We start from the raw sequence: 26,116 nt of genomic DNA, 5'->3' as shown, positions 1-26,116 counted from the left end.
ATATGGAAAGGATTTTTGATATGAATTTAATAACTTTAGAAAATATATCAAAGAACTATGGTGAAAAAGTTCTTTTAAATAAAGTCTCCTTAAGCATAAATCAAGGAGACAAAATAGGTGTTATAGGCATAAATGGTACTGGTAAATCAACTCTACTTAAAATTTTATGCGGCACAGAAGATTACGACAGTGGAAAAATAACAACTTCTAATACTTTAACTATGAATTATCTGCCTCAAAATTCAAGCTTTGATGATAATGCCACAGTACTAGAACAAATTTTCAAAGGCGATTCTAAAGAAATGAATTTGCTTAGAAAATATGAGGCCTCCCTTGAAAATGCAGCTAAAAAAAGTAACGACGCTAAAAGCCAAGATTTACTGTTAAGTCTAACCAGTCAAATGGATTCTATGGGCTTGTGGAATATAGAAAGTAACGCCAAAACCATACTCACTAAATTGGGCATAAATGATTTTAGTGCAAAAGTTGGCACTTTATCGGGTGGTCAAAAAAAGCGTATTTCTCTAGCCGAAACCCTCATAACCCCTTCAAACCTTTTAGTACTAGATGAGCCTACAAACCATCTTGACAATGAAACTATAGAGTGGCTTGAACAATATCTTAAATCTACAAAGAGTGCAGTTTTCATGGTAACCCATGATAGATATTTTCTCGATAGAATATCAAATAAAATCTTAGAACTTCATAGTGGAAACATCTATACTTATACAGGTAATTACAGTGTATTCCTTGAAAAGAAGGTAGAAAGAGAACAAATTGAAGCCTCCTCTGAGCAAAAGAAAAACAATTTATTAAGACGTGAACTTGCCTGGATAAAAAGAGGTGCAAAAGCAAGATCCACAAAGCAAAAAGCAAGAATTCAAAGATTTAATGATTTAAATAATGAAGAAAGCACCATAATAGAAGATAAAATTGAAATTTCAACAGCAGGTTCTAGATTAGGTAAAAAAGTAATTGAACTAAAAAATGTAAGTAAATCATTTGACACTTTTAATGCAGTAACTAACTTCAGTTTTATCTTTTCAAGAGGAGATAGAATTGGTATAGTAGGCCATAATGGTATAGGGAAATCAACTCTCCTAAATATGATAGCAGGAAAAATAGAACCTGACAGCGGGACAATTGACGTAGGCGAAACCGTTAAATTAGGATACTTTTCTCAAGAGACTCCAATTATAGATGAAAATTCCCGAGTAATAGAATACATCAAAGAAGGAGCAGAATTTATAAGGGACTCAAAGGATGAACTTATAAGTGCTTCAAAGATGCTTGAAAAATTCTTATTTACTTCTGAAATGCAGTGGACACCTATATCAAAATTATCAGGAGGAGAAAAAAGAAGATTATTTTTACTTAGAATTTTAATGGAAGCTCCAAATGTTCTCCTTCTAGACGAACCTACAAATGATTTAGATATTGAGACACTTACCATACTTGAAGATTATCTAAAAGACTTTCAAGGTACTATCGTAACAGTATCACATGACAGATACTTTCTTGATAAACTTGCAAATAAGCTTCTAATATTTAAAGGAAGCGGCTCAATAGAATATAATACCGGAAACTATTCCGATTATCTTGAAAAAGCAAAATCAGAGGATACTCAAGCAAAAAAACAGGAATCACCTAAGGCAAAAAATAAAACAGAAAAATCAAAATCCTCAAAGCTCAAGTTTTCCTTTAACGAGCAAAGAGAATATGAAACAATAGATTCTGTAATAGAAAAAACTGAAGGCGAATTAACTGAAATTGAAGATAAAATAAATTCTGCTGGCAGCGACTACATGCTTCTAGAAGATCTAATGCCTCAAAAAAAAGAAATCAAAGATAAACTTGAACATCTTTATGCTAGATGGGAATATTTAAATGACTTAGCAGAAAGGATAAAAAAGCAATAGTTTTGTGACATTAAATAAATTTGATAAATCTAAGAGGAATATTATAAAAAGTCTAAGAACTTTTAATAACTCACTTCACTCAAACAGATTAAAAGTTCTAAGACTTTTTACAATATTCCACTAAGATTTATCAAAATTTATTTAAACCGTCACAAAAACTATTGCTTTTTTATAGGAACGTTTAATGAAAAAATTCCTTCGTACCTACGGAATTTTAAATGAAGTGGCAAAATACACCACTAAAAGATTTAGAGGAAATACAACCGAGGTGTAGAGTACTGACATCGCTTCGCCCGTCAGTAAGTGATTGAAACAGAAAAATAAAATAAAAAAAGAGGTGAATCCTAGTGAAAGTTTCGTACTTATTATACACTCTCTCACTAAAGATAAAAAATGAGTTATAAAGAAAAAGTAATATCCTTGTGGAATGATATAGATAAACAAAATTGGGATAACATAAGCACATATTTTGAGAAAGATGCTGTAGTAAACTGGCATAATACAAATGAAAGCTTTAATGTCAATGAATTCATACTGGCAAATCGTGAGTATCCTGGAGATTGGAAAATTGAAATTGAGCGCCTAGAATGCATTAAAAATTTAGTTATTTCAGTAGTCAAAGTACAATTACAAAATGATAACAACATTTCATTTCATGCCTCATCCTTTTTTGAATTTAATGATAACAAAATAAAATTATTAAATGAATACTGGGGAAATGACGAAAAAGCACCTCAGTGGCGAATCGATAAAAAAATAGGTAAAAAAATTAAGTAAAAAAACAAATAAACCTATACTATTTTTCGTAGAGCAGCGGAGAAAAATTAACCTTGTCTTTACCCTAAAGCAAAGTAACAATATTTTTGGAACGATTTAAATAAAATTGTATAAATCTTAGGGGAATATTTTGAAAAGACTTAGAAATTTTAATTGTTTGAACGCTAGTGAGTTATTAAAATTTTTTAGGCTTTTTAAAATATTCCCCTTAGATTTATTAATTTTATTTAAGGTTCCAAAATACTGTTACTTTGCTCTTTTCATGCTTCTTATATTATTTTTTGTATCCTTATCTACTCTAAATGATTCAGTGATTTTTTGCAAAGCTTTGTTATATGTAAAATCATCTAAAGTATTATTTTTAAGATATTCCATAGTTTCACTTGGAAATTTTACATAGCAAATAGAAACTGCCCACGCAACTGCCATTTTGGCATAATATCCAGAATGTTTTACAGTATCAAATAATTTTAAAATTTCATTTATATATCCTTCATTTATATAAAAGTCAAGTATCATCACAACAGCAAACCTAACTTCAAATTCTTTCTCGGATAATAAATAAGGTTTAATGAATTCAAAAACTTTCTCCATATTATCCACAGTAAACTTTAATCCATTACAAAAGCTATCGCATAAAGACCAGTTATTAATTTTAGGTATAAACTCAGTAATATATTTGAGACGTTTTTCGATATCCATTTTAGCATAACCAATAACCATTCCCTGAAGCATATTTTCTTCAAAATACTTGCCATCTGAAACATTTATAAAATTACGCCAATCATCTTTTGCAATCTTTTTAGCTAATTTTCTAAGTTCAGGCAATCTGACACCTAAAATATTATTTACATTAGGTAAAAGGGACGCTGAAAACTTTCTGTACTTTTCATCCGCTAAGTCAAACAATTGCTTTTGAACCATTTTATTAAAATCATCCATTAATTACTCCCTATATAAGCTTCTAAGTAATTTAATTTCTTCAGCATATCCACTGAGCTCGTTTGGTGTCTCAAGAAAAAACGGAATACCTTTAAGCTTTGGATGATTAATAATTCTTGTAATTGCCTCAATACCTATAGCCCCTTTTCCTATCTTTTCGTGACGATCCTTATGGCTTCCAAGAGGATTTTTACTATCATTTAAATGAATGGCATAAAGCTTATTTAATCCAATCACCTTATCAAACTCAAGGAGAACTCCATCCAAATTATTTACAATATCATAACCAGCATCATGAACATGGCAGGTGTCTAAACAAACTCCCATTTTATTTGAAAGCTCCACTCTATCTAGAATTTCCTTTAATTCCTCAAAGCTTCTTCCAACTTCAGTACCTTTACCGGCCATTGTTTCAAGAAGTACTGTAGTATTTTGCTCCGGCTTTAAAATGGCATTAAGCATATCTACTATATAATTAATTCCCACTTCTACGCCCTGTTTAACATGACTCCCTGGATGAAAATTATAAAAATTACCTGGTATAAGTTCCATTCGCTTTAAATCATCTGCCATAGCTTGAAGCGCAAATTTTCTAGTATCTTCACTGCCAGAACAAGCATTTAAAGTATATGGTGCGTGACCTAGAATTGCTGCAAAATTATTTTCTTTAGTAAGCTTAATCAAAGCTTTTATGTCCTCTTCATCTATATCCTTTGCTTTTCCACCCCTCGGATTGCGTGTAAAAAACTGAAAAGTATTTGCCCCAATGCTTATAGCCTCTTTTCCCATATGTTCAAAACCTTTTGCTACAGATAAATGACATCCTATGTTTAACATCTATAATTCCTCCTTTTTTTCAAGCCTTTCATAATAATATTCTGAAAGTTCTTTATACGTGCAGAGTGCTTTTTTGCCAAATTCATTTAACCCATATACTCCTCTATCTATCCTGTCAAACCAACCATAATGATTGTTATATAGAATGGATGAAGTCTTTTTTGCATCAGTTCCTAGTTTCTTTAAAGCTGAAGGTGACATATTTCCAAACCTACTAAGGCAGCAGGCAATAAAAATAGCTTGCTCCCGGTATGCAGTTACAAGTTTTTTCTGAGTACTCCCCCCAACATTTAAATTTTTGTGTCTATTTTTTATTTCATTAATTATTTTTTTTCTCTTTTTATCATTCCTAGTCATACTTTTTTTTCTATCAAAAGCCTCAGGCTCTACGGATATTTCAATAAATGATTTGTCACCCCTAAATGAAACCCATATTAAGCCTAGTTCAAGCCTTCGTATGAGATGATATATATCTTTTAAACTTGAATTCATTCTTAATTTTTTAGGCTTTAAAACAGCTATATAAACAATGTCTGCCGTCTTTTGCCTCTTAACCGCCTGTGATAACAATTTTACTGTTAAATTCTTTTTAAGTTCAACTGCTAAAAGCACATCATCTTTAACAGCTGCTATATCACAGTCCTCCACTTCACTTCTCACAGTGTATCCCTGACCAATTAAAAAATCCTCAACAGGCCGACTGAGATTTTCTTCCTTTATATCTTTAGTTGAATTCATGATTACACTCCTAATAAAATCATACTTACCAACAATTCTATATCAAACTTAATTGTATTTCAATTATGATTTTATATAAAGTAAAAAATACTTCCCCTATCATAAACAGCCTAATTATTTAAGCCACTTACTTTAAAGGAAGTATACTTTATACTTTATATTTTAAATTAGTTTGATTCGTCCTCTGCATCAAAAGAAGCTATTTGATCAAATGTAACATAATCTGTTTTTACTACACTTGAATTAGTCTGTCGTGTTAAATCAAATTTATAGAATGGTTCTCCAACTCCTGCTGCTCTTAAATTACGCCATGCTATAAAATTATTAACTTCATCCATTGTTACATCATATCTTTTAGTTTCTCCATTTATCATGGTTATATCTAATTCTGCTTCATCATGATTTGCTGCTTGAGTTACTGTTACTGTGCATTCTGCAGTTTTTCCATCATCTGTTGTTGCTGTTATTGTTGCTGTACCATCCTTTAATGCTGTTATTTTTCCTGTACTGTCCACATCTGCTATTGTCTTATCACTCGTACTCCACGTTACTCCTTTACTAGAAACTTCATCTGGTGTAACCGTTGCTACAAGTGCATCTGTCTCTCCTGCTTTCAATGTATCTGTAGTCTTATTCAAAGTTATTTTAGTAAGATATTTTGATTTTACTGAACTTTTCGTATAATCATGTACTTCAAAGGATGATATTTTATCGAATGCAATATAATCTGTTTTTATTATGCTTGAAGAAATACTAGGTACATTAATAGCATAATCTAAAGCACCAACACCTGTTGATTTTAATCTGTACCAGGATATAAATTTATTAACATCTTCCATTGTCATATTATACATTTTAGTTTGTCCATTTATCATAGTTACATATAATACTGCCTTATCACGATTTATTTCCGGAGTTACTGTTACTGTACAAGTTGCTGTTTTTCCATCAGCAGTTGTTGCTGTTATTGTTGCTGTTCCTACCCCCAAAGCTATTACATTTCCTGATGCATCTACTGTTGCTATTGTTTTATCACTTGTACTCCAGGTTACTCCCTTACTTGCTATTTCATCTGGTGTAACTGCGGCTGTAAGTGCATCTGTTGTTCCTGCTTCCAATGTATCTGTAGTTTTATTTAAGGCTATTGTTGTGGGATACTTTACAGTTATCGTACATGTTGCTGTTTTTCCATCATCTGTTGTTGCAGTTATTACTGCTGTTCCAGGTTTTACTGCCGTTACTTTTCCCGTTATATCTACATTCACTACTGACTGATCACTTGTAGTCCACTTTCCACCCTTACTTGCCATTTCCTCAGGTGTGATTGTTGCTATCAACACTTGTGTCTGTCCTACATCCATTGTATCAGTAGTTTTATTTAATTTTATTGTTGTTGGTTCTTTTACAGTTACCGTGCAAGTTGCTGTTTTTCCGTCAGTTGTTGCTGCTGTTATCACTGCAGTTCCAGCTTTCATACCTGTTATCTTTCCTGTTATATCTACTGTTGCTATTGATGGATCACTGGATGTCCATGATGCACCACTATTTGCAATATCTAATGGTGTAATCAATGCTGTTAATGTATCTGTTCCACCTACATCTATTTTATCTGTAGTTTTATTTAATACTATTGTTGTTGGATCTTTCACAGTTACTGTACAACTTGCTGTTTTTCCATCGGCTGTCGTTGCTGTTACCATTACTGTTCCTGCTTTTACTCCTGTTATCTTTCCTGATGCATCTACTGTTGCTATTGTCTTATCACTTGTACTCCAGGTTACTCCTTGACTTGCAATCTCATCTGGTGTAACTACTGCTGTTAAAGTATCTCCCTGACCAACATCTATTGTATCTTTTTCTTTATTTAATTTTATCGTTGTCGGTTCTTTTACTGTTACTGTGCAGGCTGCAATTTTTCCATCAGCTGTTGCTGCCATTATTACTGCTGTTCCTACTCCTACTCCTGTTACTTTTCCGTCTTCATCTACAGTTACTATTGATGGATCACTAGATTGCCATGTTACTCCTTTATCTGAAACATCCTTTGGTGTAACCGCTGCTGTTAATGTATCTGTCCCACCAATATCTATTTTATCTGTAGTTTTGTTCAAAGCTATTGTTGTTGGTTTTACAGTTACTGTACATGCAGCACTTGTACCATTAGCCGTTGCTGCAGTTATTGTTGCTGTTCCTGCCTTTACTCCTGTTATTTTTCCTGTTTCATCTACAGTTGCTATTGATGGATTACTAGATGTCCATGTTACATCTTTATTCACTGCATCATCAGGTGTAACTGCCGCTGTTAATGTATCTGTATGCCCTGTATATATTTCATCTGATGTTTTATTAAGATTTATTCCAGAAACAGCACTGATTTTTTGATGTATTACTTCTGACTCATTATTGGCATTATCTATTGCTGCAATGTGTACATAAAAATCCTTCTTATGTGATCCAGTCACAACATAATTTGTTGAGGTTGTCTTAATTTCTTTTCCGGGATCAGTATTGGGATTCTCATCTACTACTATAGAATATCCTTTTAGTCCAGTTGTTATAGTTGATTCTTTTTTGTCAGAAGTTATTTTACTGCCATCAGACTTATTGGTTGCTTCAACATAATAATCATATGTGCTTCCATTATCTGTTGAAGAATTGAAATTTATAGAAACTTGATTCTTTGTTATATCATTATTTACTGAAGTTATAGTAGGCTTTGTAGGCGCATCTACATCCTGTCCTTTGTGATCTTCCCAGCTTGTTTTATCTGTTACCTGTGCTAGATAAAATAAAGTATTTGCAAGTACTTTTTGTTCATCTGGAGTTGCTTGTCCGTCTGAATGTCCCGTCTGAATCATTGCTGTATTGTTCCATGTAGTTAGATAAAAATTAGATAAAGTACTATCATTAATATTATATTTCATCCATATGTCTCCATGTGCTTTTTGTCCCCACGAATGAGACACAGGAACTGTTAAAGTCTTACCAACATCTCCTATTTTCCATGGATAATCTGTCAAAAGTCCCTTTTTACTTATAGCTATAGAGGATACATCTCCAATACGCCCACCAACATATTCCATATTTAGATAAGAGCTTAATTTATCGAAATAAGTTTTAGGTTGGTTACAATCTATAGTATCATGTCCACATAAAACACCTCGTCCGCTTTTGATAAATGATTCTACAACATTTTCACTAGTAGCATTCATATCTTTACTATTATTTAAGTCCCAAGATCCAAACATGACAACATCATAATTCCAATCGTTATTATTATCCTTTTTTAAATAATTTTGCGGATTGGCATTAAAATCATCAATAGAAACTCCATCAACTTTTATAATACCTCTACCATATCCATTACTATCCTCTGAATTAGAATTTTCCATCCACCCTTTTAAATTATTTCCTACATCTGGATAAACATTCAAAACATTAACCTTGTCTGTATCTGTGCCTTTACAAGGTATACTTTGAAATTCATTCTCCGTTGATTTTTTAGAATATAATTTGTATGAATAACTTTGAGACATACCAGATATACCCCACTTAAGATCATTGTAATTTCCTTCATTATTAGGCGTAACTGCTAAATCCAAAGTTGGTGTACTCTGTGTATCTGCATACACACTATTAGTTCCAATAGCCGTAGTAGATATAAACACAGCCGTCAAAAATGTACTTAAAATTCGTTTTAATTTCATAAAATCCCCCCCAAATCCATTTTGTTTTATTTTGTAGTATATTTCACTATTTATTATAAATATAATATTAAGTTATTTCAATATAATTGATACATAAATGTAAAATTATTTTAAATTTTTTATAATGTTGGTTTTAATGATATTTTTAACTTGAAATAAAAAATTGCAAATAACACAAATTTTCTATACAAAAAAAATACTTTTTCCATCATAAACAACCTTATTATTTATAATCTGTTTATGATAGGAAAAGTAAATTTTATATTTTATGACTTAAATTAATTTGATTCATCCTCTGCATTATAGGAAACTATTTTATCAAATGTAACATAGTCTGTTTCTGCTATACTTGGAGCAGAGCATTGTGTTAAATCAAACTTATAAAATGGTTCTCCAACTCCAGTTGATCTTAAATTAATCCATGATATAAAATCATTAACAGTATCCATTTTTATATTATACTTTTTAGTTTGTCCATTTGTCATCGTTATAGACAATAGTGCATCATCGTGGTTTGCTGCCTGAGTTACTGTTACTGTACATGATGCTGTCTTTCCATCGTCTGTTGTTGCTGTTATTACTGCTGTTCCGTCTTTTAATGCTGTTATCTTTCCTGAAACATCTACATCTGCTATTGTTTTATCACTTGTACTCCAGATTACTCCTTTATCTGATATTTCATCTGGTGTAACCGTTGCTGTAAGTGCATCTGTCTCCCCTGCTTTCAATGTATCTGTAGCCTTATTCAAAGTTATTTTAGTAAGATATTTTGATTTTACTGAACTTTTCGTGTAATCATCTACTTCAAAAGATGATATTTTATCAAATGCAATATAATCTGTTTTTACTATACTGGAATTAGATTTATTAATCTCACTAATACCATAATATAGTGCACCTACACCTGTCGATTTTAATCTATACCAGGATATAAATTTATTAACACTGTCCATTGTTACGTTATATATTTTAGTCTGACCATTTACCATAGTTACACATAGCACTGCCTTATCACGATTTATCTCTGGAATTACTGTTACTGTACAAGTTGCTGTTTTTCCATCAGCTGTTGTTGCTGTTATTGTTGTTGTTCCTACTCCTAATGCTATTACATTTCCAGATGCATCTACGGTTGCTATTGTCTTATCACTTGTACTCCAGGTTACTCCTTTACTTGCTATTTCATCTGGTGTAACTGTGGCTGTAAGTGCATCTGTTGTTCCTGCTTCCAATGTATCTGTAGTTTTATTTAAGGTTATTGTTGTTGGATACTTTACAGTTATTGTGCATGATGCAGTTTTGCCATCAACTGTTTTCGCTGTTATTACTACTTTTCCTGGCTTTACTGCTGTAACTTTTCCTGTGATGTCTACAGTTGCTACTGTTGAATCACTTGTAGTCCATGTTCCACCCTGACTTGCAATCTCATCAGGTGTAATTGTAGCCGTTAATACTTCTGTCTGTCCTACATCCATTGTATCAGTAGTTTTATTTAATTTTATTGTTGTTGGCTCTTTTACAATTACTGTGCAAGTTGCTGTTTTTCCATCAGCTGTTGCTGCTGTTATCACTGCTGTTCCAGCCTTCACACCTGTTATCTTTCCTGTTATATCTACGGTCGCTATTGATGGATCACTGGATTGCCATGCTGCACCACTATTTGCAATATCTAATGGTGTAATCAATGCCGTTAATGTATCTGTTCCACCTACATCTATTTTATCTGTAGTTTTATTTAACGCTATTGTTGTTGGATCTTTCACTGTTACCGTACAACTTGCTGTTTTTCCATCGGCTGTCGTTGCTGTTACCGTTACTGTTCCTGCCTTTACCCCTGTTATCTTTCCTGATGCGTCTACTGTTGCTATTGATGAATCACTTGATTGCCATGTTACTCCTTGACTTGAAATCTCATCTGGTGTAACTATTGCTGTCAATGTATCTGCTCCGCCAACATCTATTATATCTTTTACTTTATTTAATTTTATCGTTGTCGGTTTCTTTACTGTTACTGTACATGAATCAATTTCTCCATCAGCAGTTGCAACCATTATTACCGCTGTTCCTACTCCTACCCCTGTTACTTTTCCAGATTTATCTACAGTTGCTATTGATTTATTACTAGATCTCCATGTTAAACCTTTGTCTGCAACATCCTTTGGTGTAACTGCTGCCGTTAATGTATCTGTCCCACCAATATCTATTTTATCTGTAGTCTTATTCAAAGCTATTGTTGTTGGTTTTACGGTTACTGTACATGAGGCACTTGTACCATTAGCCGTTGCTGCAGTTATTGTTGCTGTTCCTGCTTCTAGTGCTGTTATTTTTCCTGTTTCATCTACAGTTGCTATTGATGGATTACTAGATGTCCATGTTACATCTTTATTCACTGCATCATCAGGTGTAACTGATGCTGTTAATGTATCTGTATGCCCTGTATATATTTCATCTGATGTTTTATTAAGATTTATTCCAGAAACAGCACTGATTTTTTGATGTGTTACTTCTGACTCATTATTGGCATTATCTATTGCAGCAATGTGTACATAAAAATCCTTCTTATGTGATCCAGTCACAACATAATTTGTTGATGTTGTCTTAATTTCTTTTCCGGGATCAGTATTTGGATTCTCATCTACTACTATAGAATATCCCTTTAATCCTGTTGTTATAGTTGCTTCTTTTTTCTCAGAAGTTATTTTGCTGCCATCAGATTTATTTGTTGCTTCAACGTAATAATCATATGTACTTCCATTATCCGTTGAAGGATTGAAATTTATAGAAACTTGATTCTTTGCTATATCATTGTTAGCTGAAGTTATAATAGGCTTAGTTGGTGCATCTACATCCTGTCCTTTATGATCTTCCCATGAGGTTTTATCTGTTACTTGTGCTAAATAGAACAGTGTATTCGCTAATATCTTTTGTTCATCTGGAGTTGCTTGTCCATCTGAATTTCCTGTTTGTATCATACCTGTATTGTTCCAAGTAGTTAAATAAAAATTGTTTGTTCCTTTTCCTTCAGGGCTTGATATTTCACATCCGTTATAATTTATAAATTTCATCCATATATCTCCATAAGCAAATTGCCCAGTTGTATGAGAATATGGTATACTTAATGTTCTATTTTCATTTACTATATTCCACGGATAATCTGTCAACAATCCTTTTTTTAATATACTTACACTGTTTCCTCCAACATGAGGTGAATATACATTAAAATCAGTATTCGCATTTTTTTGATAGTCATTAAAAGGTTCATTTGAAAATGTCGACAAAGGATTATCTGTATACAAAGCTGTTTTTATATTTAAGAATTTTTTTAATTTCTCGAGATTACATAATTGCATCCATATTGTATCATGTCCACCTAAATATCCTCTACCAGATTGAATAAATTCCTCTATTAACTTTTCTGCATTTATTGATATATCTTTATAATTATTAGCATTCCACGCTCCTAAATAAATAACATCATATTTCCAATTTCCATTACTATCCTTTAAATATTTATCTGGATTAGCATTAAAGTCATCTATGGAATATGCGTCTACTTTTATAATATTTTTTCCATATCCATGTGCATCCTCTGAATTTGCATTTTCCATCCACCCCTTCAAATTATCTCCTTGGTCCGGATAAATATTTAAAACATTAACTGTATCTGTAGTTGTACCTTTACAAGGTATACTTTGAAATTGGGTTTCTCCTGATTCCTTCGAATAAAGCCTATAAGAATAACCTTGCGACATACCAGATATATCCCACTTAAGGTCATTGTAATTTCCGGCATTATTAGGCGTAACGGTTAAATCCAATGTAGGTGTACTTTGTTCATCTGCATACACACTATTAGTTCCAATAGCAGTAGTAACTATAAACACAGCTGCCACCAATGTACTTAAAATCCTTTTTAATTTCATAAAATCCCCCCTGATTCTATTTTTCCTTATTTTATATTATCATTCACTATTTATTATAAATATAATATTAAGCTATTTCAATTTAATATATACATAAATGTAAAATAATTTAAATATTTTTATAATATTGGTTTTAATAAGATTTTCAACTCAAAATTCATCAAAAAATAAAAAAATTGCAGAGAACACAAATTCCCTACAATTTTAATTCACAGTATTATATTTAATACAAAAATCATCTAATTCGTTATTAATCTCTAAGTATATTTACATCCTTACCTTCCATAACCTTGTTCATATTCCTTACAGCACACATTTTACCGCACATAGTACATGTATCTGGATCGGCAGGTGTGGATTCCTTTCTGTATCTTACAGCCTTTTCTTTATCTATTGATAAATCAAATATAGCTTTCCAATCAAGTTTTTGTCTTGCCTCAGCCATTTTGTTGTCCCATTCTCTTGCTCCTTTTACGTTCTTAGCAATATCTGCTGCATGGGCTGCTATCTTTGAAGCTATAATTCCCTCTTTCATATCATCAACATTTGGAAGCCTTAGATGTTCAGCTGGTGTAACATAGCATAAAAAGTCGGCACCATTTGCCGCAGCAATAGCCCCACCTATAGCACTCGTTATGTGATCATATCCAGGTGCTATGTCGGTAACAATAGGTCCAAGTACATAAAAAGGTGCTCCATGACACAATTTCTTTTCTATAATCATGTTAGACTTTATTTCATTTAAAGCCATATGTCCAGGTCCCTCTACCATAACCTGTACATTTCTGTCCCATGCCCTTTTTGTGAGCTCACCTAATCTAATAAGTTCTGTTATCTGGCTTGGATCAGTAGAATCATTTAAGCATCCAGGTCTACATGCATCTCCAAGACTTATTGTAACATCATACTTTTCGCATATGTCTAATATCTTGTCGTAATACTCATAAAAAGGATTTTCTTTCTTATTTAATTCCATCCACGCATATAAAAGAGAACCACCTCTTGAAACTATATTCATAGTCCTTTTATTCCTTTTAAAGATTTCAGCTGTCTCTCTGTTTATTCCCGCATGGATAGTCATGAAATCAACACCATCCTGTGCCTGCTTTTCAACTACATCTATCATTTCCTGTGCAGTTATATCCTTTAATTCTTTATCATAAAAACCAACTGCATCATATACCGGAACAGTCCCTACCATAGCTTTTGACATTCCAATTAATTTTTTTCTAAATTCTTCAGTTTTACCAAAAGAGCTTAAATCCATAATAGCTTCAGCCTTCATAGCTATAGCTGTTTTAACTTTTTCAATCTCCATATCAACATTCTGGCAGTCCTTTGATATACCTAAATTTACATTTATTTTTGTTGCTAATCCCTGTCCAACACCTTCTGCACTTAAAGCCTTGTGATTTTTATTAGCCGGTATTACTATTTTACCTTCCGACATTAGTTTCTTTAATTCATCAATATCCATATTCTCTTTTTCAGAAACTACTTTCATTTCCCCTGTTGTTATATTTTTTTTTGCTGCATCCATTTGAGTTGTGTAATCCATAATATACGCTCCTTTATTTTATATTAGGAGTCAGTTGCATCATAAAAAATAAAAGCTCACCCTAAATTAAGGCAAGCTTATAAAACACTTATAATTAAACAATGCACTGCTTCCCTACGGTAGTATTAACTACATCAAGTTCAAAGGGTCGGAATAAATCCTCTCAGCCTAAAAAGGCGCCCCTAGCTAATATTATTATTTTTTCTTATTATAGCATTTAATAACTATTTATATCAAGTGCGTACAACATTTGATATGTAAAAAAAATAATAATAATTTTTTACTAATTTCAACTTAATTTTTAACAATTATAGTATATAATATAGGTTGTGTGTAAATATATATAGTATTGACAGTAGTCATTAAGCTAGTATACTATTAAGTGTCTAAGGAGGACTCTGCGTATGCCTACAATCAATATGCTGTCTTCAGCGGCCAAAGTTAAAGGTCAAGGAGTTTTATCTGCTTATATTGAACAGGTTAACTTAGTCAGAAATGGTCTTAAACCAGATTACTGCACAGCTGTTAACAAATTTAAATTATGTGACATAACACACTATCATACAATTGATTTTAAATTTTTTCTCAGCATACCTATTTGTAGACTAAAAGGCGTTACTGTTGCTTATGTGCATTTTGTTCCCGAAACTATCGAAAACAGTCTTAATTTGCCTTTTATTATAAAGAAGATTTTCTACAAATACATAATTTGGTTTTATAAAAGTGTTGATTATTTAGTGGTAGTAAATCCATATTTTTTTAATATTCTTGAAGGTTATGGAATAAAAAAAGACAGGATTACATACATACCGAACTTTGTATCAGAAGATAATTTCTATCGATGTACTTTAGAGAAGATAAATAATTACAAAAGATTATTAGGTATAGATAAAGATAAATTTGTAGTTTTAGGTGTTGGTCAGATACAAACTAGAAAAGGGGTACTTGATTTTATAAAAGTTGCTAAAGAACTTCCCGATACACAATTTGTATGGGTAGGTGGTTTTTCTTTTGGTCGTATAACTGATGGTTACGAAGAACTAAAAAAAATTGTAGAAAATCCCCCAAGCAATGTAAAATTTCTAGGCATTATAGAAAGAAAAGACATGAATTCAATTTATAATATTGCAAATGTAATGTTTTTACCATCTTATAATGAACTATTCCCAATGTCAATACTTGAAGCTCTTGCTTTAAAAATACCAATACTATTAAGAGATATAGATATCTACAAAAATATATTGTTTAATTATTATTTAAAAGGAAATACTACAAATGATTTTTGTAATATTATAAAAGCTTTAAAAAACGATGCTAATTTTTATGATAAGTGGAGCAAAAGTTCTGCTGAATGTCATAAATTTTACTCTAAGAACTATGTTTTAAAACAGTGGAAATGCTTTTATGATAGGATATATTATAAAAAAATAAAATCCGGGAGTAGTAATCCTCATGAGGAACAAAATATTTAATTTAATTGTTGTAATATTATGTGCAGTTATATTCTTATCATTTTTTATGTTTAATAAAAATTCAACATCTTTAATTTTTATTTTTTCTACTTTAGATAAAAAGTGGATACTCATTGCCATTATTGGAATGCTGTTATTTTGGCTGCTTGAATCCATAATTCTTCACATTATAACTACAATAATTCATAATTCTAAAAATTTGTTTCGTAAATCAGTGAAGTTTGCAATGATAGGACAATTTTGGGGCTCAGTTACACCTTTTGCTACCGGAAGTCAGCCAGCACAATTTTATGCTATGACAGAATACGGTATTCCAGGCGCTAGCGCAAGCTCCATATTAATGATTAAATTTATAATTCATCAAACTGTTTTTACAATTTATTCACTCGCTATCATATTATTTAAATTTAATTATTTTAAATCCAATATAAAGTATTTCACATATTTTTGCATTGCAGGTTTTACTTTTAATACCATGATCATTATAGTTGCTTGCTCCTTTTTAGTTAATCACAAGTTTACAGAGAAATTTATTTTTGGGATTATACATATTCTTGGAAAAGTAAAAATACTAAAGAACCCAGAAAAAACTTTTGAAAATCTAAAAAACAGTTTGTTGGACTTTCATAAAAATTCACAAATAATATACCACAATAAACTTGTATGTTTAAATGCTTCTATGCTAACATTTATTCAATGGACTATATACTACTCTGTTCCATACTTCGTTTATAGAAGTTTTGGACTTAATGAAGCAAATATTTTAATAATGATTTCTGCACAAGTTTTTTTGACAATAATTATGTCATGCATTCCTCTTCCTGGCGGCGAGGGAGGCGCTGAGGGCGGATTTTATTTAATTTTCAAACTATTTTTTCCAAAAAGTAAAATACTTTCAGCCATATTAATTTGGAGAGTACTTTCTTATTATTCATGTATTCTAGCTGGCAGTATATTTACGATAATAAGACCGTCAAAAAATCCACAATAAATTATACGAATGAAAATAAAAATAAAACAATATATTATTTATAAATACATTAGAAGGTGAAATTCTTGAATAAAAAAAATCAAAATAAAGTTAAAAAATTATTAATTGAGCGAACTATTTTAATAGTTTGTGCTGCCATAATATGTTGGTCTGCTTTTTTTGCCTTTGGAAAACATTATCGCAAAAAAAGTATTGCAAATGCTAATGCAGCACAGAAAAAAGCTGTTGCACAAGTAAACACTAAAAAGAATAAACATCATAATTCAAAAAAGGACAAGTATAAACATCAAATCGCATCACTTGTTCCCGGTGATTGGGAGCCATGGAGAGCTGACAATGCTAACACTAAAAAAGTAGCCTACTTAACTTTCGATGATGGTCCATCAATTAACACCACAAAAATATTGGACATACTAAATGCTAATGGAATAAAAGCTACTTTCTTTCTCATTGGTCAAAATGCAGAAAGAAATCCTAATTTAGTTAAATTGGAAATTCAAAATGGTGAATCTATTGGTAATCACACTTACTCACATAATATACGCTATAATGAATCTCCCGACTTATTTGTAGCTGATGTTAATAAATGTGACTCTGTTTTAAAATCAATTGCAGGCGATAAATACACTCCTAAATTAGTGAGATTTCCTGGTGGCTCATTTGGAAAAAGATTAGCACCATTTAGAGATGCTATGAAAAATAATGGATATACATTCGTGGATTGGAATGATGAAAATGGTGATGCTGAACATCCTCTAGTTTCTGTTGACGGCTTAATGAATAACATAAAACGATATACAGGCGATCAAAAAACCATAGTAGTTTTAATGCATGATGCTCCTGCTAAAACAACAACAGTACAAGCTTTACCACAAATCATTCAATATTTAAAAAGTTTAGGATATTCCTTCGATAAAATTTCCTAAATTAATGATACCATAGCAAAATAAAATCTTTATAATAAAATAATAAAAACTTTATAAACTTATCTATGTATTAAAAAGAATTTTTTTACTCATAATATTACAGTAAAAACCCATTACAAATATAAACGAAAAAGGAAGTAATATTATGAGTGTTAATAATGCTATGACGGCTGATTTTCTACGTTCTGCCTACGGCGGTGAAAGTATGGCCCATATGAGATACTTAATTTGGGGCGAAGAAGCCCAAAATGATAACTATCCCAATATAGGAAAACTATTTAGGGCAATAGCTTATTCAGAATATATTCATGCTAAAAATCATTTTAATATACTTAAAGAGAAATTATATGATGCTTCTGTAGTCTCTGGTGCTGTATTTGGAAGTACTAATATTGTAGATAATCTACAAGGTGCAATAAATGGTGAACTTCATGAAATAAATCAAATGTACCCTGTATATTTTGAAACTGCTAAATTTCAGAATGAGAAAGAAGCTCAGAGAAGTTTTCATTTTGCCCTAGAAGCAGAAAAAGTACATGCAAAACTTTTTCAAGATGCCCAAAACTCCGCAAAATCTAATAAAGATATTGATATTAAAAATGTGTATGTATGCCCTGTTTGCGGATTTACAACTCTTGATGCAAACTTAGAAAAGTGTCCTATATGCAATACTAAGAAAGAACTTTTTAAATCATTTTAAGAGAAAATAGAAATGCTTCATTAAGAAATTTAAATCTGTCTGAACACTATCATATATGGGCTATTAAAAGTTTAGTCCTATATAAACTTTTAATTGAGATTTTCGGTAACGGAGCGGAAGAAAATCTTCCTTGCTTTTACCTTCTAAGTGAAGAAACAGTATTTTAAGAACGATTTAAAAAAATTCTAATAAATCTTGATAAAAAAATCATAAAATCCTTAGAAATTTCAATTTGTCTGAACGCAGTGAGTTATTGAAATTTCTTAGGATTTTATGATTTTTTTATCTTAGATTTATGGAATTTTTTTTAATGTTGTAAAATACTGTTTCTTCGCTTCACATTTTAAATTTCACAAAAAAATCGGTAACGCTATTTTCGTCAACAGGCTTACTAAATATAAATCCCTGTATTTTATTGCAATTCATATTATTCAAACATGAAATTTGTTCTTTATATTCTACACCCTCTGCCACAACATCAAGATTCAAATCTTCAGCAAGGTTTATTATATTTTTTGTAATTATAAAATCACGTTTGGATTCATATATTTTATCTATAAAAGACTTGTCTAATTTTATACCATCTAATGGTATACTATATAAGTAATTTAAAGATGAATACATTGTCCCAAAATCATCAATATAAATTTTTATACCTATGTCCCTTAATCCATTTAATATGTTAATAACTTTATCATTCAAAATACTTCTTTCAACTATTTCAAATATAACATACTGAGGGTCTATTTCTGTACTCGATATAGCTTTCTCCACAAATTCTAAAAATGAATTTTCACACAACTGACTTTCACTTATATTTATGGACATGCTTAAATTTTTATATCCCATATCATTAAACTTTTTCAATCGTTCAAAAGCTTGTTTTATAACAAATTTCCCCACTCTAGTTATCATACCATTTTTTTCAATGACATCTATAAAATAATTTGGACCTATAATTCCCTTTTTAGGATGCCTCCATCTAAGAAGTGCCTCTACACCATATACATTTTTTATATTAATATCAACCTGAGGTTGATAATACAATTCAAATTCATTATTTTCAACTGCTTCGGTTATTTCATCAATAATTTTTTCACTCTTTAATAATTTGTCACAAATATCATGGTCAAAAAATTTATAGTTAGTTTTTTCTTCCATCTTAGCAAATTTGAGTGCCATTTCTGAGCAAATTAAGATACCGTCAAAATCACTACCATCATGAGGATACATTGAAATTCCCATATTTATATCCGTTTTAAACTTTATATTATAAATATGAGTAAAAAAATCAAAGAACCAAAATATTTTTTTTATTGTGGCAATAATATCATCCTTTTGAGAAAACGGAGATACAACAGCAAACTTGTCTCCATCCATTTTTATAACTTGGCAGCTGTCTCCTAATTCATCATCCAAACTAACCAAAATTTTTCTTAATAGTATATCTCCATTTTTATATCCAAACTTATAATTGTAAACTCTAAAATTAGATATATCAATAAGATATACAGCAAACTTATCATAGCCTAATAGTGAATTGTTTCTTTTATATTCTTTAGTAAAATCTGTTATACTCTTCCACATAGAACTCACTACTTTCGTACCCTAATTATCGTATTTTTACCATAGATTTCATTTTTTTCGTTTTTTTACTTTATTACCTGATTATATCATAATATTGTTTTGACTACAAACAATATTAATCACTTAAAATACAAATTGTAATTAACAACAAATTTTATAACATTACTATGATAAAAAAACCACTATAATTAATATCGTAAAAAAAATCCAACTATTAAATTAAATTTGCTTAATTTATAAAATAATTATATTTATTTACTTTCTTTTAGTATAATAAGAATTTATCCTAACATATTCTTCCGTTAAATCCGCTCCCCAAACCGTAGCACTAGAATCCCCTATATTTAAATCAATTTGTAATTTACATTCTTTACTTTTTTTTAAATAATTTTCTATAGTACAGACATTTTCTTCACATATTTTACCTTTATCGTATACTAATATGGAGTTAAATGCTATTTGTATTTTAAATGGGTCAACATCATCATCAAAGGTTTTCCCTACTGCCATTGCGATTCTGCCCCAATTAGCATCAGCTCCATAAACTGCTATCTTTACCAAGGGAGAATTTATTACAGATTTACCTATAACCTTTGCCTGCTTAAAATTTCTACATCCTTTAACCGTAACTTCTATAAGCTTTGAAACACCTTCGCCATCTTTAACTATATCCTTAGATATATCTATACACATATTTGTAAGAACTTCTTCAAACAACTTTAAGTCAACCTCTCCAGCATATCCATTAGCAAGTATAGCAGCAGTATCACTTGTACTAGTATCATGATCTATGCTTATCATGTTAAATGACTTATCTGTTACCCTTTTTAACATACTCTTAAGTTCATCACCTGGTATATATGCATCTGTAAAGAAATAAACAAGCATAGTAGCCATATTGGGTTCAATCATCCCAGAGCCCTTTCCAACGCCAAGTATAGATGCATTTCCAACCTTACAACTTTTAATTTTAAGTTCCTTATCTGTAGTCATAATAGCCCTATTAAAATCTTCCCATTTATCTTTACTTAAAATTTCTTTTATTCCATCCATACCCTTAATAATATTATCTATCGGAAGCTGCTTCCCTATTATACCTGTAGATGACGGTAAAATACTTTTTTCATCTATATCTAATTCCTCAGAAAGTTTTTTGAGTATTACATGCGTGTTATTTAAACCTTCATCCCCAGTAGCAACATTAGCAACCCCGCTAGTAACAATAATTGCTTGAAGTTTATTATCCTTAATATTTTCCTTTCCCACAATAATCGGCACTCCGCAAAACTTATTTTTAGTAAAAACAGCAGCTGCATTGCACATTCTTTGGGAAAATACCACCCCTAAATCAAGCTTTCTTTTTTTTATTCCAACATGCTTCCCACAACATGAAAATCCTTCAGGAATTATATAATCTGTCATACCTACATCTCCTTAAATCAAAAAATCGTAAATGTCCCAAACATTCTACAATCTTTAGTAAATAACTTAAATATTACGCATGATTTAATATAATTATATAATTTTATTCATAAATATTCAACTTTATTTATAAATATGCATATTGATTATAAAATAACTGCTTAAATATAACTGTTAAATTAAGAATAGAAGTTCCTCATCATCTATAGATACCAAAATGTTGTAATATGCTAACACCAAGATGTTAGCATTAACTTTGCTGTACTAATTAATAGATTATGGCTTTACCCACTGGCGAGTGGAACAATGTCAATACACCAAACCTCAAGAATGATACTTATCCTCCTTATCCCAATATAAGCATTCTTAATATTATACGATTCCTAATTAGATTTTTTACCAATAAACCTAAAAATTATTACCCTTAAATATTAAGATAGCCTGTATTTTATGCAGAAGTATACTGAGTCCTTAACTCAATCCCCAGTTACAATAAGATTTATAAAATTCCCTAGACACGAAGGAATTTCTTCCTTGCTTTACCCTCTAAGCTAAGTAACAGTATTTTGAGAACGATTTAAAAAGAATCCAATAAATCTTGGTAGAAAAATCACAAAATACTTAGATATTTCAATCTGTCTAGCCATTATCATATGCCAGTTATTGGAACACCTTAAGATTTTACGATTTAGGCTCTAATATTTTTGAAATTCCGTAGGCACGGAGGAATTTCTTCCTTGCTTTACCCTCTAAGCTAAGTAACAGCGCTTTGGAACCATTTAAAAAAATTCTAATAAATCTTGGTGAAAAAATCGTAAAATACTTAGATATTTCAATTTGTCTGAGCATTTTTTCAGCGAGTTATTGAAATATCTTAGGATTTTACGATTTTTTTACCTTAGATTTATAAAATTTTTTTAATGTTCCAGAGCGCCGTTACTTAGCTTCATTTGGATCTTTCACTTCATACTCACCTATTAAATGGTTTGTATCATTTATTGTTATAATCCTTGGATTATTATCATCATCAAATTCTAACTTACAAATTGCAGTATTCCCTAATATCAATTTATGGTACATTGTCATATTCCAGTCAAAAAGCCCTATAAGACCTGCTTTTATTATTCCACCATGAGCTACTATTATAATATGCTTTCCTCTATTAGCACCAACAATCTTAAGTATAGAAGCTTTTGCTCTAAGTGAAGCATTTTTAGTACTCAAATCTCCACCGCATATAGGTCCTTCTTCAGTGTCACTTCTCCATATTTCAAACTCTTTAGTAAAATTACTTCTTATATCATTTACAGTTAAGCCTTCCCACTTTCCAAAATTTATTTCTCTTAATTCATCCTCTATTATAGGATCAATTCCTTTAACAGACGAAATTATTTTTGCAGTATGGAACGCTCTTTTCAAAGGACTTGTATATACACAATCAAACTTTCCATCTAATCTTTTAGAAACTAGCTTAGCTTGTCCAATTCCATCTTCAGTAAGATCTATATCATGGCATCCCTGAAACTTGCCCTTAGTATTCCACTCCGTTTCTCCGTGTCTTATAAGTGTTACCACTGTTTTCATCATAATCACCATACCTAACATCATATATTAGCTTCATTTACGTGGCTATTATACAATTAGTAAAAATAGATGTCAATAAAGGATTTCTGTAGTGAAACTTAATTGGGACTAGCTTCAATTTTAGTTTCACTCAGAAATCCTCCTACACTATATTCGCATATAACCTTTTCTACTTACAAACCCACAATCTTCAAGTGAGTATTATCATACACAAGGTTTGGGCTTTAGCCCATTATCCTTCTTAACCTAATACAAGCGCTCTCTATATTACACGAGGCTTGGGCTTTGCCCATTATCCTTCTCAACCTAATACAAGCACTCTCTATATTATGTAGGGTTGGGACAATTTAGACAATGATAATATAAAGTTGTTAGTAATGGTATAGAAAATGCCTATTTATAATTAAGAAGGATAATGGGTCTATGACACAAATAAAATTCTGTAGGTACGGAGGAATTTTTTCCTTGTTTTACTCCAAAAGTAAATTAACAATGCTGAAGGGACAATTTAAAAAAATTCTAATAAATCTTGGTGAAAAAATCATAAAATACTTAGATATTTCAATTTGTCTTGTACTATAAGTGTAGACACTTAATCTCATTTGATTAAGTACCTACACTTATTTTAATATAATAAGAAATGGGCTGATGATTCAATTGTTGGAATTTTGCTTCCGTGGCTCAAACTATCACCCATTCCTTGTTACGTATATTCGATTAAGCAGGTTGGAACTATAATTAGCTTCCGTGTAACGAACAAAAATGAGTAGTAATAAGTGGATGGACAAAATTTTTAGCAAAGGAGTCGATATTATGATTAGTGTTGGCATAGACGTTTCAAAAAACAAAAGTACAGTTTGTATTCGCAAATTATATGGTGAAATTTTAGAGAAACCTTTTGAAGTTAAACATACTTTAGAAGAACTAAAAAAGCTGGCTGATAAGATTATAAGTTTTGACGAAGAAAGTAAAGTAATTTTGGAAGCAACAGGACATTATCATATTCCAGTAGTATCTTATCTACAGGAAAGAGGAATTTGGGTTTCTGTTGTTAATCCCATGCTTATGAAAAAGTATGCAAGTATATCTATTAGAAAAGGTAAAACAGATAAATTAGACTCAAAAACAATCTCGAAATTTGGCTTAGACAATTGGCATGGACTAAGTAATTATAAAATAGAAGAAGATATATATTATGAACTTAAAGCTCTTTCAAGAGAATATTTTCAGTTTATGTCCTTAAGAATAAAACTTAAAGTAATTCTTTCAAACCTTTTAGATGAAACAATGCCAGGAATTGCAGGACTTCTAGCTTCAAATTCACCTAACTTTGCAAAAGATAAGTTATCAGATTTTGTTCAAAAATACTGGCATTATGACAATATTATTAAATTAAGCCAAAATAAATTTACTGAAAACTATAAGAAGTGGACAAAAAAAGAAGGATACCAATTTAGCGAGAATAAAGCTCATGAAATATATATTCTCGCTAAAAATAGTATCACAACTATGCCTTCTAAGATGTCAGGTACAAAAATGATCATCTTAGAAACTATAAAGGGCATCCATTCGACTGGAATAACCTTAAATAAAATATTATCACGAATGAAGGAACTTGCCAAGCTATTACCAGAATATGATGTTGTTTTGAATATGAACGGTGTAGGAGAAAGACTGGCACCAAGAATTATTGCGGAAATAGGTGATGTAAGAAAGTATTACAGTGCAAAGGCTCTTGTGGCTTATTCAGGAATAGATGCACCACCTTATCAATCGGGAAACTTTAATGGAAACAACCGAAAAATATCAAAACGAGGATCTCGATATCTTAGAAAAACAGGTTATGAGATAATGAAAAGCATAAAATGTAGAGTCCCCACTAAAGATACAGCAGTGTATGACTATATAATAAAAAAAGAATCAGAGGGTAAGGCAAAGAAGCAGGCTAAAATAGCAGGATTAAATAAATTTTTGAGAATATATTATGCTAGAGTTTCAGAAATTTTGAAAAACTAAAAAAATAAAAATAGAGCATTTTAAAAAAATCTTCTGTAAGAAGGTTCTTTTAAAGTTGCCCTATTTTACTGAAAAATTTCTTTGGAATTTTTTAATAAAAACACTTGACTTTACTTAGCAGGTTTGAGCATTTTTTCAGCGAGTTATTGAAATATCTTAGGATTTTATGATTTTTTTGCCTAGATTTATAGAATTTTTTTAATGTTCCAAAGCGTTGTTAATTTACTTTATTTTCCAGTATCTGTTCTATCCTCTCGGCTATAGCTTTATACCCAGAACTATTAGGATGGAAGTTGTCTATTGTAAGATATTTCTTTGTATTATATTGAAAAATATCATAAGTGGGAACAAAAACAGAATTTGAATCACTAGTAACAATATTTTGAGTATCATAATTCCAGGAATTTAGAAGCTGAACCTTATCATTAGCAATTTCAGTTCCAAAAGGATTATATAGCCCTATAAATATAACAATACATTTAGAATTTTTATTTCTTATAAATTTAAATATATTTCTTATATTATTTAAGTAATTATTTTCAACACTTTTTACCTCCATACTTGTTAAACTGCCTTCACTTCTAAATCCCTTTATCTCATTTCCACCAATGGATATGAATATAATATTAGCATTTTTTATTAAATCGTTGTTATCCTTATTCTCCACTACTTTAAGAAGACCATTTGACACATCTCCATTAATTGCTATATTGTCAGTTTTAACATTTTTATTTTTCTTACTTTTAAGATAATCAGAAAAGTATCCACCAAAGCCCTTTCCATTTTCATCACCGGTTCCTTTGGCCAGTGAATCTCCCATCACCAATACATTGTAAGTATTGCTTAAAAATTTAGATGGATTGACACTTGCAGTTTTAGTTGTACTTTTAGCTATATACTTGTCCCTTGGAGCCGTTGTTAAACTCAATGCCTCTTTAATTCCAAATATTGATATTCCAAAAATTATTGCAGCACATATAGTTACTATAGCCGCCATTATTTTTTTAATCATGCCTT

Annotated in this window: 17 protein-coding genes and 1 riboswitch; of the genes, 7 read left to right on the top strand and 10 right to left on the bottom strand. The window is 30.9% G+C overall.

Features of this window, described 5'->3' with window-relative positions; all coding sequences use genetic code 11:
* The first annotated feature begins 20 nt into the window (after positions 1–20).
* Together BEE63_RS13430 and BEE63_RS13425 are read left to right on the top strand one after the other, a co-directional pair.
* Positions 21–1,919, top strand: coding sequence for an ABC-F family ATP-binding cassette domain-containing protein (locus tag BEE63_RS13430; RefSeq protein ID WP_066021870.1), 1,899 nt, complete (start codon positions 21–23; stop codon positions 1,917–1,919).
* A 393-nt stretch (positions 1,920–2,312) separates the two neighbouring features.
* The gene (locus BEE63_RS13425) at positions 2,313–2,696 is read left to right on the top strand and encodes a nuclear transport factor 2 family protein (RefSeq protein WP_066021869.1); all 384 of its coding nucleotides are present in this window, start codon (positions 2,313–2,315) and stop codon (positions 2,694–2,696) included.
* A 246-nt stretch (positions 2,697–2,942) separates the two neighbouring features.
* On the opposite strand, the gene BEE63_RS13420 is transcribed toward BEE63_RS13425, so the two are convergent.
* The 6 genes from BEE63_RS13420 to thiC all read right to left on the bottom strand — a co-directional run bounded on the left by BEE63_RS13420 (position 2,943) and on the right by thiC (position 14,401).
* On the bottom strand, positions 2,943–3,638 hold the full coding sequence (locus tag BEE63_RS13420) for a DNA alkylation repair protein (protein WP_066021868.1): 696 nt from the start codon (positions 3,636–3,638) through the stop codon (positions 2,943–2,945).
* A gap of 3 nt (positions 3,639–3,641) precedes the next feature.
* Positions 3,642–4,475, bottom strand: coding sequence for a deoxyribonuclease IV (locus BEE63_RS13415; RefSeq protein WP_066021867.1), 834 nt, complete (start codon positions 4,473–4,475; stop codon positions 3,642–3,644).
* Positions 4,476–5,213: a DUF2161 domain-containing phosphodiesterase gene (locus BEE63_RS13410; protein ID WP_066021866.1), complete on the bottom strand. Its 738-nt coding sequence runs from the start codon at positions 5,211–5,213 to the stop codon at positions 4,476–4,478.
* A 167-nt stretch (positions 5,214–5,380) separates the two neighbouring features.
* On the bottom strand, positions 5,381–8,920 hold the full coding sequence (locus BEE63_RS22165) for an Ig-like domain-containing protein (protein WP_066021865.1): 3,540 nt from the start codon (positions 8,918–8,920) through the stop codon (positions 5,381–5,383).
* 278 nt (positions 8,921–9,198) lie between these two features.
* The gene (locus tag BEE63_RS22160; RefSeq protein ID WP_066021864.1) at positions 9,199–12,843 is read right to left on the bottom strand and encodes an Ig-like domain-containing protein; all 3,645 of its coding nucleotides are present in this window, start codon (positions 12,841–12,843) and stop codon (positions 9,199–9,201) included.
* A gap of 250 nt (positions 12,844–13,093) precedes the next feature.
* Positions 13,094–14,401 carry a phosphomethylpyrimidine synthase ThiC gene (thiC, locus tag BEE63_RS13395; RefSeq protein WP_066021863.1) on the bottom strand — a complete coding sequence of 436 codons (1,308 nt, stop codon included), beginning with the start codon at positions 14,399–14,401 and terminating at the stop codon, positions 13,094–13,096.
* 94 nt (positions 14,402–14,495) lie between these two features.
* Positions 14,496–14,595: riboswitch (TPP riboswitch) on the bottom strand.
* Between the two features lie 210 nt (positions 14,596–14,805).
* On the opposite strand from thiC, the gene BEE63_RS13390 reads away from it, so the two are divergent.
* The 4 genes from BEE63_RS13390 (at position 14,806) to BEE63_RS13375 (ending at position 18,490) form a co-directional block, all read left to right on the top strand.
* Complete coding sequence (locus BEE63_RS13390; protein WP_066021862.1) at positions 14,806–15,873, top strand: glycosyltransferase family 4 protein; 1,068 nt, start codon at positions 14,806–14,808, stop codon at positions 15,871–15,873.
* Complete coding sequence (locus tag BEE63_RS13385; RefSeq protein ID WP_066021861.1) at positions 15,854–16,864, top strand: lysylphosphatidylglycerol synthase transmembrane domain-containing protein; 1,011 nt, start codon at positions 15,854–15,856, stop codon at positions 16,862–16,864. Before BEE63_RS13390 ends, BEE63_RS13385 begins: the two co-directional genes overlap by 20 nt.
* A gap of 65 nt (positions 16,865–16,929) precedes the next feature.
* The gene (locus BEE63_RS13380; RefSeq protein WP_066021860.1) at positions 16,930–17,790 is read left to right on the top strand and encodes a polysaccharide deacetylase family protein; all 861 of its coding nucleotides are present in this window, start codon (positions 16,930–16,932) and stop codon (positions 17,788–17,790) included.
* Positions 17,791–17,935: 145 nt separating this feature from the next.
* Entirely contained in the window at positions 17,936–18,490 is a 555-nt protein-coding gene (locus BEE63_RS13375; RefSeq protein WP_066021859.1) for a rubrerythrin family protein, read from the top strand.
* Between the two features lie 336 nt (positions 18,491–18,826).
* On the opposite strand, the gene BEE63_RS13370 is transcribed toward BEE63_RS13375, so the two are convergent.
* The 3 genes from BEE63_RS13370 to BEE63_RS13360 all read right to left on the bottom strand — a co-directional run bounded on the left by BEE63_RS13370 (position 18,827) and on the right by BEE63_RS13360 (position 23,083).
* On the bottom strand, positions 18,827–20,077 hold the full coding sequence (locus BEE63_RS13370; RefSeq protein WP_066021858.1) for a putative bifunctional diguanylate cyclase/phosphodiesterase: 1,251 nt from the start codon (positions 20,075–20,077) through the stop codon (positions 18,827–18,829).
* A 255-nt stretch (positions 20,078–20,332) separates the two neighbouring features.
* A complete protein-coding gene (gene argJ, locus BEE63_RS13365; protein ID WP_066021857.1) occupies positions 20,333–21,499 on the bottom strand; it encodes a bifunctional glutamate N-acetyltransferase/amino-acid acetyltransferase ArgJ in 1,167 nt (388 codons plus the stop codon).
* Positions 21,500–22,435: 936 nt separating this feature from the next.
* On the bottom strand, positions 22,436–23,083 hold the full coding sequence (locus BEE63_RS13360) for a histidine phosphatase family protein (RefSeq protein WP_066021856.1): 648 nt from the start codon (positions 23,081–23,083) through the stop codon (positions 22,436–22,438).
* Positions 23,084–23,896: 813 nt separating this feature from the next.
* Here BEE63_RS13360 and BEE63_RS13355 point away from each other — a divergent pair.
* A complete protein-coding gene (locus tag BEE63_RS13355; RefSeq protein WP_066021855.1) occupies positions 23,897–25,099 on the top strand; it encodes an IS110 family transposase in 1,203 nt (400 codons plus the stop codon).
* Between the two features lie 217 nt (positions 25,100–25,316).
* Here the strand turns inward: BEE63_RS13355 and BEE63_RS13350 are convergent, their stop codons facing one another.
* Positions 25,317–26,111, bottom strand: a complete 795-nt coding sequence (locus tag BEE63_RS13350) for an SGNH/GDSL hydrolase family protein (protein ID WP_066021854.1) — start codon at positions 26,109–26,111, stop codon at positions 25,317–25,319.
* Positions 26,112–26,116 lie beyond the last annotated feature (5 nt).

This window comes from Clostridium pasteurianum (assembly GCF_001705235.1).
GTDB classification, from domain to species: Bacteria; Bacillota; Clostridia; order Clostridiales; family Clostridiaceae; genus Clostridium_S; species Clostridium_S pasteurianum_A.
This window is presented reverse-complemented; position numbering and strand designations above follow the sequence as displayed.

What these genes read in the sequence shown, in the direction of transcription:
- BEE63_RS13430 (WP_066021870.1), top strand. Translation starts at nt 21, where the DNA reads ATGAATTTAATAACTTTAGAAAATATATCAAAGAACTATGGTGAAAAA.
- BEE63_RS13425 (WP_066021869.1), top strand. Translation starts at nt 2,313, where the DNA reads ATGAGTTATAAAGAAAAAGTAATATCCTTGTGGAATGATATAGATAAA.
- BEE63_RS13420 (WP_066021868.1), bottom strand. Translation starts at nt 3,638, where the DNA reads ATGGATGATTTTAATAAAATGGTTCAAAAGCAATTGTTTGACTTAGCG.
- BEE63_RS13415 (WP_066021867.1), bottom strand. Translation starts at nt 4,475, where the DNA reads ATGTTAAACATAGGATGTCATTTATCTGTAGCAAAAGGTTTTGAACAT.
- BEE63_RS13410 (WP_066021866.1), bottom strand. Translation starts at nt 5,213, where the DNA reads ATGAATTCAACTAAAGATATAAAGGAAGAAAATCTCAGTCGGCCTGTT.
- BEE63_RS22165 (WP_066021865.1), bottom strand. Translation starts at nt 8,920, where the DNA reads ATGAAATTAAAACGAATTTTAAGTACATTTTTGACGGCTGTGTTTATA.
- BEE63_RS22160 (WP_066021864.1), bottom strand. Translation starts at nt 12,843, where the DNA reads ATGAAATTAAAAAGGATTTTAAGTACATTGGTGGCAGCTGTGTTTATA.
- thiC (WP_066021863.1), bottom strand. Translation starts at nt 14,401, where the DNA reads ATGGATTACACAACTCAAATGGATGCAGCAAAAAAAAATATAACAACA.
- BEE63_RS13390 (WP_066021862.1), top strand. Translation starts at nt 14,806, where the DNA reads ATGCCTACAATCAATATGCTGTCTTCAGCGGCCAAAGTTAAAGGTCAA.
- BEE63_RS13385 (WP_066021861.1), top strand. Translation starts at nt 15,854, where the DNA reads ATGAGGAACAAAATATTTAATTTAATTGTTGTAATATTATGTGCAGTT.
- BEE63_RS13375 (WP_066021859.1), top strand. Translation starts at nt 17,936, where the DNA reads ATGAGTGTTAATAATGCTATGACGGCTGATTTTCTACGTTCTGCCTAC.
- BEE63_RS13370 (WP_066021858.1), bottom strand. Translation starts at nt 20,077, where the DNA reads ATGTGGAAGAGTATAACAGATTTTACTAAAGAATATAAAAGAAACAAT.
- argJ (WP_066021857.1), bottom strand. Translation starts at nt 21,499, where the DNA reads ATGACAGATTATATAATTCCTGAAGGATTTTCATGTTGTGGGAAGCAT.
- BEE63_RS13360 (WP_066021856.1), bottom strand. Translation starts at nt 23,083, where the DNA reads ATGAAAACAGTGGTAACACTTATAAGACACGGAGAAACGGAGTGGAAT.
- BEE63_RS13355 (WP_066021855.1), top strand. Translation starts at nt 23,897, where the DNA reads ATGATTAGTGTTGGCATAGACGTTTCAAAAAACAAAAGTACAGTTTGT.
- BEE63_RS13350 (WP_066021854.1), bottom strand. Translation starts at nt 26,111, where the DNA reads ATGATTAAAAAAATAATGGCGGCTATAGTAACTATATGTGCTGCAATA.